At 57.3% G+C, this 12,007-nt stretch carries 9 protein-coding genes; 2 read left to right on the top strand and 7 right to left on the bottom strand.

All coding sequences use genetic code 11. The features are described 5' to 3' along the window. Positions 1 to 23: 23 nt before the first annotated feature. The 6 genes from D9K61_RS03665 to D9K61_RS03640 form a co-directional block, all read right to left on the bottom strand. The gene (locus D9K61_RS03665) at positions 24 to 1,274 is read right to left on the bottom strand and encodes an ABC transporter substrate-binding protein (RefSeq protein WP_120631895.1); all 1,251 of its coding nucleotides are present in this window, start codon (positions 1,272 to 1,274) and stop codon (positions 24 to 26) included. A gap of 59 nt (positions 1,275 to 1,333) precedes the next feature. Then, a complete protein-coding gene (locus tag D9K61_RS03660) occupies positions 1,334 to 2,857 on the bottom strand; it encodes an aldehyde dehydrogenase family protein (protein ID WP_120631894.1) in 1,524 nt (507 codons plus the stop codon). Between the two features lie 4 nt (positions 2,858 to 2,861). Then, a complete protein-coding gene (locus D9K61_RS03655) occupies positions 2,862 to 3,629 on the bottom strand; it encodes an enoyl-CoA hydratase/isomerase family protein (RefSeq protein ID WP_120631893.1) in 768 nt (255 codons plus the stop codon). Continuing rightward, positions 3,626 to 5,197, bottom strand: coding sequence for an acyl CoA:acetate/3-ketoacid CoA transferase (locus D9K61_RS03650; protein ID WP_120631892.1), 1,572 nt, complete (start codon positions 5,195 to 5,197; stop codon positions 3,626 to 3,628). The genes D9K61_RS03655 and D9K61_RS03650 overlap by 4 nt, the downstream gene beginning before the upstream one ends. Next, on the bottom strand, positions 5,197 to 6,198 hold the full coding sequence (locus D9K61_RS03645) for a Gfo/Idh/MocA family protein (protein ID WP_120631891.1): 1,002 nt from the start codon (positions 6,196 to 6,198) through the stop codon (positions 5,197 to 5,199). The genes D9K61_RS03650 and D9K61_RS03645 overlap by 1 nt, the downstream gene beginning before the upstream one ends. 206 nt (positions 6,199 to 6,404) lie before the next feature. After that, positions 6,405 to 6,893: an Lrp/AsnC family transcriptional regulator gene (locus tag D9K61_RS03640; RefSeq protein ID WP_120631890.1), complete on the bottom strand. Its 489-nt coding sequence runs from the start codon at positions 6,891 to 6,893 to the stop codon at positions 6,405 to 6,407. Between the two features lie 103 nt (positions 6,894 to 6,996). Here D9K61_RS03640 and putA point away from each other — a divergent pair, with 103 nt between their 5' ends. Beyond that, positions 6,997 to 10,395: a bifunctional proline dehydrogenase/L-glutamate gamma-semialdehyde dehydrogenase PutA gene (gene putA / locus D9K61_RS03635; protein WP_120631889.1), complete on the top strand. Its 3,399-nt coding sequence runs from the start codon at positions 6,997 to 6,999 to the stop codon at positions 10,393 to 10,395. A gap of 42 nt (positions 10,396 to 10,437) precedes the next feature. Further along, positions 10,438 to 11,181: a rhomboid family intramembrane serine protease gene (locus D9K61_RS03630; protein ID WP_120631888.1), complete on the top strand. Its 744-nt coding sequence runs from the start codon at positions 10,438 to 10,440 to the stop codon at positions 11,179 to 11,181. Positions 11,182 to 11,206: 25 nt separating this feature from the next. Here the strand turns inward: D9K61_RS03630 and D9K61_RS03625 are convergent, their stop codons facing one another. After that, a complete protein-coding gene (locus D9K61_RS03625; protein WP_120631887.1) occupies positions 11,207 to 11,992 on the bottom strand; it encodes an inositol monophosphatase family protein in 786 nt (261 codons plus the stop codon). Positions 11,993 to 12,007 lie beyond the last annotated feature (15 nt).

Below are 12,007 nucleotides of genomic sequence, written 5' to 3'. Positions count from 1 at the left end.
CCATCGGGAGGATCACTTTCCGATCACTTGGCGATCGATACGGCGTCAACCAGCTCGACCACAGCCGTTTCGCTGTCGTACTCGCCGTTGAAATGCGCCGTCACGACGTCATAGACCGCATTCTTGACCGACGCAGGCGCTGCGTGGCCATGAGCCATAGAGCCAAAAAGATTACCCGATGCAGCCGCTGCTGCCAGATCCTTCATGCCTTGCTTGCCGCAGGCGTCAAAGTCTGCGTCGCTGACATCTGTACGTGCCGGGACCGAGCCCTTCACGACATTAAACGCCGACTGGAATGCAGGCGACAGGATGGCGCTGGCAAGCGCGGCCTGTTCGGGTGAAACCGATCCGCCCTGATCGAACATCATGAACTGGTCGGCGTTGAACGTGACCTGATCAGCCGTTCCCGGGAATCGGAAGCACAGGAAGTCTTCACCCGGAACTTTGTCCGCATTCAGAAACTCACCCTTTGCCCAGTCGCCCATCATCTGGAAACCGGCTTCACCGTTGATGACCATCGCTGTGGCCAGGTTCCAGTCACGACCCGAGAAGTTCTCGTCAACGTTGTCGCGGATAAAGGCCATGCGGTCGAACGCCTCTTTCATTGCGTCGCCACCAAGCGTGCCTTCGTCCAGATCAACAAACGCTGCTTTGTAGCCATCCGGACCCAGTGTCGACATCGCAACCGCGTCAAATATGGTCGCGTCCTGCCACGCCTGACCACCATGCGCGATCGGCGTAATGCCTGCGGCTTTCAGTGCTTCGACGGCTGCCACAAATTCGTCCCAGCTGGCTGGCTGAGCAATGCCGTTCGCATCCAGCACGGCCTTGTTCGCCCAAACCCAGTTGGTCGAATGGACGTTAACAGGCGCAGACACCCACTTGCCGTCATGCTTGGCAAAGGCCTTCAGCGCATCAGGAACAACGTCGTCCCAACCTTCTTTGGCAGCAACATCATTCAAGTCAGCCAATGCACCCTGTGCCGCCCAGTCCTGAATATCAAAACCCAGACCTTGCACAGCGGTTGGTGCGTTACCAGCAGTGACACGCGCCCGCAAAACGGTCATCGCCTGTTCGCCACCACCGCCGGCAACGGGCATATCGGTCCAGCCAACGCCCTGACCAGACAGATCGTCTTTCAGAACATTCAGCGCCGCGGCTTCACCGCCTGACGTCCACCAATGAAGAACTTCAACCTCTTCGGCCTGGGCAAGGCTGGACGTGCACAGCAGTCCGGCCACAATGACCGACTTTGTCTTGAGTAGTTTACGCATTATGTTTCCTCCCTAAATGCGATCTTCGTTCGTTGAGCACCTTTTTTAGGTGCTTGGTGTTAGCTTTCCTGCACCCATGGCGTCCGGCTGTTGCCGATCCGCATAACCACAGATTTCACTTCAAAAAATTCCTCGAACCCATATCGTCCAATCTCTCTTCCCTGCCCGGATTGCTTGAACCCACCGAAGGCAACCTCGGGGAATCCGTCCATCCAAGTGTTGGTCCAGACCGTTCCCGTTTCTGCACGGCGGGCGAATTCAAGACAGGTGTGAACATTTTCGCTCCACACCCCAGCGGACAAACCGTAAGCGCTATCATTGGTCAGTGTGATGGCCTCGTCCAGTGTTTTGAACGTCAGGATAGAAAGAACCGGACCAAACACTTCATCCCTTGCGATTGGCATGTCCGATGTGACCTGATCTATCACTGTTGGCTGGTAGAACTGATCGCCAAGACCTTCGACGTTCAGTTGGTCGCCACCAAGCACAACGGTCGCGCCAGAGGCCTTGGCTTCTTTGACATAAGCATCAATTTTCGAGTTGTGCTGAGGGGTTACGATTGCGCCCACTTGCGTAGTCGGATCCAGCGGATCGCCGAATTTCACCTTGCGGGATAGTTCAACAACACGGTCGCGAAAATCTTCAGCGATATCTTCATGCACGATAATCCTGCTGCTCGAATTGCAGCACTGTCCAACGTTGAAATAGACGCCAAAAACAACCGCATCCGCAGCAGCGTCCAAATCGGCATCCGGGAAGATCACCTGAGGATTCTTGCCGCCCAATTCCAGCGCCACTTTCTTAAGTGTGTCAGACGCCGTTGCACCAATGGTTTTGCCCACCCCGGTCGATCCGGTGAAGCTCACCATATCTACTGCCGGGTGGCTGGACATCAGGCTGCCGACCGGCACGCCGTACCCAAGCACAATATTGCAGACACCAGCCGGCAGACCCGCCTCGACCAGTAACTCACCCAGCATCTGAGTTGTCGAAGGCGTCATCTCTGACGGTTTCACCACGACGGTGCAGCCCGCCGCCAGTGCAAAGGGCAGTTTCTGGCTGAGAATCCAGAACGGGAAGTTCCACGGCGTGATGATCGACACTACGCCAACAGGCTCTTTCAGAACCACACCTACTATGTCTTCACCCAGCGTGTTGTGACTGTCCCCATGCGTGCTGCGTGCCAGCGAGGCCGCATAGCGCCACAAGTCGGCCGCTCCGCCGACTTCTGCCTGGGACTGGCTGATCGGCTTTCCGCTTTCCAGTGTTTCCATCAACGCGATGCGGTCAACGTTGCACTCGATCAGGTCCGCAACTTTGAGCAAAACCGACGCACGTTCTTTACCAGATGCCCGGCTCCAGACCCCGCTGTCAAAGGCAGCGCGGGCCGCTTCAATCGCTGCCTCGGCCTCGGCTTCGCTACCCAATGCGGATCGGCTGACAATGTGCCCATGAGATGGCGACTGGCGTTCAAAGGTTTCACCGGACGCACTGTCGCATAAGACACCATTGATCAGGTGCCGGCCTTCGAAAAGCTCGGGCAGATCGAAAGAAATTGCGGGGTTGATCGAAAGATCCTTCATATTGTCATAGGCCCGAGAAATGAGGGTTTCGTTTTTCCATAAAGGCCGCGACACCTTCTTCGCGATCCGCTGAAGCTGCAGCCGCCGCGCTACCGAGGGCTTCGACGACGGCCTGCGTGTCTTCGCCGACCGCTGCATGGATCATGTTTTTTGAGATTTCCACTGCACGCGGGGACAAGCCTTGGATGTCAGCCGCCATCTCAAGCGCGCGGGCCAGCGGGACGTCTGCCACCTCGGTCGCGAAACCTAGTGCAACAGCGCGTTCCGCCCCGATGCGACGACCAAACAGCGCCATCTCTTTTACCGCGCCTTCCGGGATCAGCCGGGTCAGCCGTTGCGTTCCAGACCAGCCGGGTACAATCCCCACGCGTGCTTCGGGTAGGGCCAGCGTCGCACGGGGAGCAACCAGTCGCAGATCACAGCAACTTGCCAGTTCCAGCCCGCCGCCAAATGCGTGGCCGTTGATCGCAGCAATGGTCGGCTTGCCCAACCTCGCAAGCCGGTCAAAGATCCGATGCCCGTCCCGCACCCAATGGCGCGAAAACTCCGCCGGGCTTAAGTCACCCCATGCGCCAATATCGGCCCCACAGCAAAACGCTTTGTCTCCGGTCCCGGTCACGATCAGACACCGCAGCGAGCTATCGCGCTCGACCTCCTGAACTCTGGCGTCCAGGGCATCCAGCATCTGGATCGTCAAAGCATTCAGTTTGGCAACATTGTCCAGCGTCAAAACTGCGGTTGACCCGTCGATATGAAAACCAATCCCACTCATAAGGTCATCCCCATCGGGCCTTCGGCAAAAAGTGTTCCCGGCATAAGCTTGGCGTTTTCTGCAACGGGCACACGGCCGCCGGACGCATCGACGATATCACGCTGTGGATTGATCCCGGGCATGATCTCAGTCGCTACCAAACCGCTCTCGGTCAAACGGATCACGCAGCGTTCGGTGACATACAGAACGTCCTGACCTGTCGCGCGCGCACGGCGACCCGAGAAGGTGACATGTTCGACGCGATCCACCATCTTGGTGAATTTTCCGGGTGCCGCGACTTTGATACCGTCTGATCCCAGATCGATCTTGGCGCCTGCCTCGAACCACCCGGAAAACACGATTTTCTTCGCCCGTGCGGTGATATCCACAAAGCCACCGCATCCCGCTGTCAGGTAAGGTTTTTTGCCCAGCTTGGAGACGTTCACATTGCCTTCTACGTCCACCTCTAGGAACGACAGGAACGACATATCGAAACCGCCGCCCTGAAAGTAGATGAATTGTTGCGGCGACGGCACATAGGCATGGGCATTCGAGGCGCATCCAAACGCAAATCCGGTCAGGGGCACACCACCCACAGCACCTTGTTCTATGGCCCAGGTCACAGCCTGCGGGTGACCTTCTTCCAGCAGAATACGCGGGACCATTGCGCTGATCCCAAAGCCCAGGTTCGCGCTCATCCCCTTGCGCAATTCCAATGCGGCGCGGCGCGCGATGACCTTCTCGACGCCATGCTCAGCCAAGGAAAAACCATCCCACGGACGCATAACCTGACCCGATATCGCCGGATCATAGCTTGTTTCAGTGGTTTGTTTCTGAAACGAGTCCTCGACGATCAGGTCAACCAGATGACCCGGGACACGCACATCATGGGGTCGCAGACTGCCCGCGGCAGTGACCCGCTGAACTTGCGCGATCACCAACCCACCGTGGTTGCGCACGCAGATTGCCTGTTCCAACCCGCCCAGATAAGCGCCTTCATGTTCGTAGGTCAGATTTCCGAATTCGTCCGCCGTGGTGGCACGCAATATGCAAACATTCGGAACAATGTTGGGAAAATGCAGCCAGGTCTGACCATCAAATTCTGCTCGGGCAACGATGGGCTCATCCGCACCGCGCGCGTTCATTGCGCACCCTTCGCGAACCGGATCAACGAAAGTATCTAAGCCGACTTGGGTTAACACGCCGGGCCGCCGTGCTGCAGCCTCGCGGTGCATATCGTACAGAATACCCGAGGGAACGTTGTAGGCCGCCACTCGATCCTCGACGATCATCTTCCAGATTTTCGGCATCTCAAGGCTTGAAGGGCCCGAGGGGTACGATCCGGCCAACACGCGGCTCAACAGCCCATCTTGGGCCAGATGATCCATCCCTTTTACCCCGTACATGTCTCCGGCAGCGATTGGGTGAAGCGTCGTGATGTTGCGCGGATACCCTTCGGCCTGAAACCGCTGACCGATGGCGTTGAGCACCAGATCAGGACATCCCAAAGCGGAAGATGACGACACGGTCACCACCGCATCGTCTGGGATGCGAGAAACGGCCTGCGATGCAGATGCAAGCTTGGTCATCAGAACCCACCGTAATCGACATCGATACGCTGACCGGTTGCGGCGGCCTTCCGCACGCAAAGCGCGACAGAAAGGGATTTCACCCCATCCGGACCATCGGCGGCGGGCCGACCCTGCCCCGTGGTAGCAGCGACAAATTCGCAAACGCCCTGCACATAAAGGTCATGGCCTGAGTAGGAGATATTTTCCTGACCGGCCTCGGTCACCAAAGTGATATCTCCGACCGGGCTTTGCGTCATGACGCCCTTTGCAAAGATCGATCCGTTCGTTCCGTGCACCTCCAAGCCCGATCCGGCATATGGATGCGTAAAGCTTTCATGCGTCATAACCATCACACCGGACGGCATGGTCCAGACAGACATGCATGAATCCTCAACCCCCTGCCCCATGCCCGAACTGGCCATCTGAGCCACGACCGAGGTCGGATCCTCTCGCAACAGGAAACGGATAACATCCGCATCATGCACTACAATGTCAGGAATAACTCCGCCGCCAGCACCTGCGTCGTTTATCCGCCAACCCTGCAAATTGCCCGGAAGGTGAACGGCATGATGAATGCGCAACGACAGAACCTGTCCCACACGGCCCGCAGCAATCAGATCACGAACAGCACGATGGCTGCCCGAGCAGCGCAGGTGGTGATTGGTCCCAAAGACGACCCCTGCAGTCTGGGCGGCCTGCACCATTTCAACCGCCTCGTTCTGGGTCATCCCCAGCGGCTTTTCGCACAGAACATGTTTGCCTGCCGAAACGGCAGCCATGGCCTGCGCATGATGTTTTTCGTTGGTGGATGAAATGTAGACCGCTTTTACCTTGGGATCAGCAAGCGCTTCGGACAGATTTGTGGTGGCGTGTGCAATCCCATGATCATCAGCCCAAACCTGAACCCTTTCAGGAGAGTTGCTAACGATCCAAGTCACATTGTGCCCCGGTTGTTGGCGTACCGCGTTCAGCATGTGTTGGGCAGCGATTGTACTTGCACCAACAAAAACCCAGTCCATTCCACACCCCCAATTAGAACGTTCCAATTCAATACTGGAACGTTCCAAATTTGGCAACAAAGAATTTTCGGATCACTTTTGGTAGGAGTTTCACGGCCTATCAAACCAACAGGTTGTGACGAACGGATACCAGAGCGGAAAGTCTTTTCAGCAATGACTGTACCGTGCTGAAACATGCCCCGGTTGGGGTCGCTATCAGGGAGTGTTCAGCTGGGGCCGTCCAACGCACCCAACATTCCAGTTTCTTTAACCGCCTCCATCGCGACAAATGTGGATGTACTGGCGACATGCGGCAGGGAAGAAACCTTCTCGGCCAGCACAGCGCGGTACTCCGACATCGAACCAGTGCGAATCTTCAATAGGTAGTCAAAATTCGAGGCGATCATATGCGCCTGTTCTATTTCGGCTATTTTTCGAACCGCCGCGTTGAATTCAGCCAGCGCCTTTTCGCGGGTGTCAGTCAAACGCACCTCGACAAAAGCAACGTGATCCAGCCCAAGGCGGATCGGGTCCAGCATGGCGCGATAACCGGTGATGACACCGTCCGCTTCTAGCCGCTTAAGACGCGCCTGCGTCGGGGATTTAGACAATCCAATCTTTCGGGCCAAATCAGCGACCGAAATCCGCCCGTCTTCGGCGAGCACCTTAAGGATGGATCGGTCGAACCGATCCAAGTCCGGAAAGTCTTTTTGCATCTCATTCTCTTAGATCTTTAGGCGATTAGGCTTCAATACGACAAAACTCAGTCCGTTGTCCTGCCATTTAGTGGATATACTAACAAAAACGCCCGGAGAAACCATGTCACACAGCCTTCGCACCCGTATCGATACCTTGACCTATGCGGATCAGACAGCGATTCTTGATACCCTGATCACTCATGCGGCCCTGACGGATGAGGATCGCAGCGCCATTTGCGGCTCTGCTGCGCAGCTTGTTCGGGACATCCGATCCAGCACGTCGCCCGGGATGATGGAGGTCTTTCTGGCTGAATATGGCCTGTCCACAGATGAAGGTGTGGCATTGATGTGCCTGGCCGAAGCTCTGTTGCGCGTCCCCGATGCGGATACGATTGATGCGCTGATCGAAGATAAAATCGCGCCGTCAGACTGGGGCAAGCATCTGGGGCAGTCCTCGTCCTCGCTGGTCAATGCCTCGACCTGGGCGTTGATGCTGACGGGCAAAGTCCTGGATGAAGGCAAGGCATCGCCGGTCGGTGCATTGCGGGGTGCGATCAAGCGTCTGGGCGAGCCGGTGATCCGAACCGCCGTCGGACGCGCCATGAAAGAGATGGGACGCCAGTTTGTGCTGGGCGAAACGATCCAGTCCGCCATGGACCGCGCAAAGGGGATGGAGGCGAAAGGCTATACCTATTCCTATGATATGCTTGGCGAGGCAGCGCGCACCGACGCGGATGCAGCGCGGTACCATCTGTCTTATTCCCGAGCCATTGCCGCGATTGCCGAAGCCTGCACACATGACGACATCCGTGCCAATCCTGGCATCTCGGTCAAGCTGTCGGCCCTACACCCAAGATACGAATTGGCACAGGAAGAACGGGTGATGAAGGACTTGGTCCCGCGCCTGCGCTCGCTTGCGCTGTTGGCGAAATCGGCCGGAATGGGCCTGAACATTGACGCCGAAGAAGCAGATCGCCTGTCACTGTCATTGCAGGTGATCGAAACGGTCATGGCCGAACCGGCGCTGGCCGGTTGGGATGGATTTGGCATTGTTGTTCAGGCTTACGGCCCGCGCGCCGGGTTGGTTCTGGATACGCTTTACGAGATGGCCCAAAGGCACGACCGCAAACTGATGGTCCGTCTGGTCAAAGGCGCCTATTGGGACACCGAGATCAAACGTGCGCAGGTCGAAGGCGTCGACGGCTTTCCCGTGTTTACCCATAAGGCTGCAACCGACGTGTCCTACATCGCCAATGCCCGCAAGCTGTTGGACATGACCGACCGCATCTATCCTCAATTTGCCACGCACAATGCGCATACGGTCAGCGCGATCGTGCATATGGCCGAGGATCAGCAGTATGAATTCCAACGCCTGCACGGCATGGGCGAGACGCTGCATCAGATCGTGAAGGATCAGCGGAACACACGCTGTCGCATTTACGCTCCGGTCGGCGCACATCGCGATCTGTTGGCCTATCTGGTGCGACGCCTGTTGGAAAACGGGGCGAATTCTTCTTTCGTCAATCAAATCGTAGACGAGAACGTGCCGCCAGAGGAAGTCGCTTCAGATCCCTTTGCCGCCATTCGGACGCCCCCACCCCCGCTGCCCACCGGCCCTGAATTGTTTCAGCCTGAGCGACCAAACTCAAAAGGCTTTGACCTGCATCACACCCCGACGCTTGACATGATCGAGACCGCGCGGGGTCAATTCCGTACCTCTGACTGGCATGCTCGACCTCTGTTATCGGACAAAGCCAATCCGGGGTCAGATGAGCCCATCGTCAACCCTGCCAATCCGCAGGATACGCTCGGTGCGGTTGCGCCGGCGAGCGCAGAGGATATTGAACTGGCGCTTGCCTCGTCCAGCCCATGGCAAGCCCCGCCTGCCGAACGCGCCCACATCCTGAACGCTGCTGCTGATCTGTACGAGGCGCATTACGGCGAGCTTTTTGCCCTTTTGGCACGAGAAGCAGGAAAATCCCTACCCGATGCGGTTGCAGAACTGCGTGAAGCGGTCGATTTCCTTCGCTATTATGCAGCCAACATTCCTGATGCCAAACCTGCCGGGACGTTTACCTGCATCAGCCCGTGGAACTTCCCATTGGCCATCTTTTCCGGTCAAATCGCAGCGGCATTGGCAACAGGCAACGCGGTTTTAGCAAAACCTGCACCGCAAACACCGCTGATCGCGCATCGCGCTGTTCAACTTCTGCACGAGGCCGGAGTGCCACGCGATGTGTTGCAACTGCTGCCGGGGGGACCAGCCGTAGGGGCAGTGCTGACCTCGGATGCGCGGGTGTCCGGTGTGGCCTTTACCGGTTCAACCGCCACGGCATTGAAGATCAGAACGGCGATGGCCGAGAACATGCGCCCAGGAACACCGCTGATCGCGGAGACCGGCGGTCTCAACGCCATGATCGTCGATAGCACCGCCTTACCCGAACAGGCCGTTCAGTCCATCATCGAAAGCGCGTTTCAATCCGCAGGCCAGCGATGTTCGGCGCTGCGCTGTCTGTACCTGCAGGAAGACATCGCCGACGACGTTCTGACAATGCTTCAGGGCGCGATGGACGCTTTATCAGTCGGTGATCCGTGGATGATCGCAACCGATTGTGGTCCAGTCATTGACGTGCAGGCGCTTCAAGGCATCTCGGACCATGCCGCGCAGGCACGCAGCGAGGGACGGGTTCTCAAGGAACTTAGTACACCGCCCGAGGGCACATTTATCGCCCCCACTTTGATCGAAATACCTGGTATCTCTGCCCTGGAACGCGAAATCTTTGGGCCAGTTTTGCATGTCGCTCGCTTCAAAGCTCAGGACATCGACAAGGTCATCGCAGATATCAATGCAACCGGCTATGGGCTGACCTTTGGCCTTCATACCCGGATCGACGACCGGGTGCAGCACGTCACCGAAGCGATCCACGCGGGCAACATCTATGTGAACCGCAACCAGATTGGGGCCATCGTAGGGTCGCAGCCATTTGGCGGCGAGGGTCTTTCCGGCACTGGGCCCAAAGCAGGTGGGCCTAACTACATGGCCCGGTTCTGCGCACCGGATCGCCAATCTGCAGAGGGGACATGGGACTCCGCGGCGGACCTACCGGCGCCACAAGGACAACCTGCTGCGGTCAAAACTCAATCATTGCCGGGCCCGACAGGAGAGTCCAACCGTCTGAGCGAATATCCACGCCCGCCGTTGCTGTGCATGGGTCCTGGCGAAGCTGCGGCGCGCACGCAAGCCGAGGCTGTGATGATCCTTGGTGGGACCGCGATTCAAGCGACGGGAATGCTGGACCTGCATCGGCTGAAAAACCTGCCGAATATCTCGGGTGTCTTGTGGTGGGGCGATGACGATACTGCTCGTCAGATCGAGCAGTCTCTGGCCCAGAGGGATGGCCCCATCCTGCCCCTGATCCCAGGAAAACCAGACCGAGCGCGGGTACTGGGCGAACGTCATGTCTGCGTCGATACCACAGCAGCGGGCGGCAACGCCGCTTTGTTGGGTGGTGCGGCATAAGCTTGCCTTGACGCTGGGCGCTGAAAAGCCCAGCGTCGCGCCATGTTACCTATTCGCGACCATAACCCTTCGGGGCGGACCCCCTATGTTGTCTATGCCCTGATCGCGGCGAACATCCTGATCTTCCTCAGCTATGTCGGGATCATGAATGACGCGCCGCTGATCAACAGGCTTTACTTCGACTATGCGATCATTCCTGCGCGGATCAGCGATGGCCTGGCGTTCGAGACCTTCGTGACGTCAATGTTCCTGCACGGAGGCTGGATGCATCTGGCGGGAAATATGCTGTTTCTGTGGATCTTTGGCGACAACCTCGAGGATGAAATGGGCCATGTCCTGTTTCTTGTCTTCTACCTCGTCGCGGGTATCGGAGCGGGGTTGATCCACGTGATCACTGCACCCGAGTCGCTTGTGCCAACCATCGGAGCGTCTGGCGCGATTGCCGGTGTCATGGGCGGCTATCTGCTGCTGTTCCCAAAGGCACGCGTGGATATTTTGCTAATCCTGATCGTCTATTTTCGCGTGTTCACGATACCGGCCTTTGTAATGCTCGGCGTCTGGCTGGGCATGCAGTTTCTTGGCAGCCTGTCCAGCAACCTCGATGAAGGCGGCGTCGCCTATTGGGCCCATACCGGCGGGTTCATCGTCGGATTAATCCTCTGCGTTCCGCTGTGGCTAAAGCGGGGTGGCATGGAGCTCTGGAATCAAACTCATGGGCACCCACCGCACCCAGAGGCAAAATACCCTCTGTCACGTTCCCGTATCCCAAAAATTCCGCGTAAGTAGCAGCAGGTCTAAACCTGCTTGGTGATTAGTCCCGGATCACTTTGGCAAAAGTGTCAAAGATCGGTTCGTTGGCACAAATAACTTCGCCGTCAGTCAGAATGTCGCCATCAGGATTCAGCGGTTGAACAAATCCGCCAGCTTCTTTCACGATGATAACCCCGGCCGCCATATCCCATGCGTTCAAACGGCGTTCCCAGAAGCCTTCGTAGCGACCAGCGGCAACATAGGCCATGTCCAGCGCCGCAGCACCCCAACGACGGACACCGGCACAAACCGGCATCAGACGCGCCAGATCCTGCAACGTCGCCGGCAGATCTGACCGACCACCAAATGGCAACCCTGTCGAGAACACGGATTCGATCATGCGGTGACGACCCGACACGCGAATTCGCATGTCATTCATCCAGGCACCTTCGCCTTTTTCGGCAAAGAACATCTCGTCCTTTGCTGCATCGTAAATCACACCGGCGACGATATTGCCTTTGTGTTCCAGAGCAATCGAAACAGCCCAATGTGGCAAACCATGCAGGAAATTGGTCGTGCCATCCAACGGATCGACAAGCCAGCGGCGGGTTGGATCTTCACCGTCGATCGACCCGCCCTCTTCAGCCAGCCAGCCATAGGTCGGGCGCGCACCCAGAAGTTCTTCCTTTAGAATTGCCTCAGAAGCGATATCAGCCTTTGAGACGAAGTCACCAGCGCCTTTCATCGACACCTGCAGGTTCTCGACTTCACGAAAATCCTTGACCAAAGAACGCCCCGCCTTACGCGCGGCCTTGATCATGATGTTGAGATTTGCACTGCCAACCATTGTCCAAAGGCTCCT

This window comes from Ruegeria sp. EL01 (genome assembly GCF_900313035.1).
Taxonomy (GTDB): domain Bacteria; phylum Pseudomonadota; class Alphaproteobacteria; order Rhodobacterales; family Rhodobacteraceae; genus Ruegeria.
The sequence above is the reverse complement of the archived record's forward strand: the minus strand, read 5'-3'. Positions and strand labels throughout refer to the sequence as shown.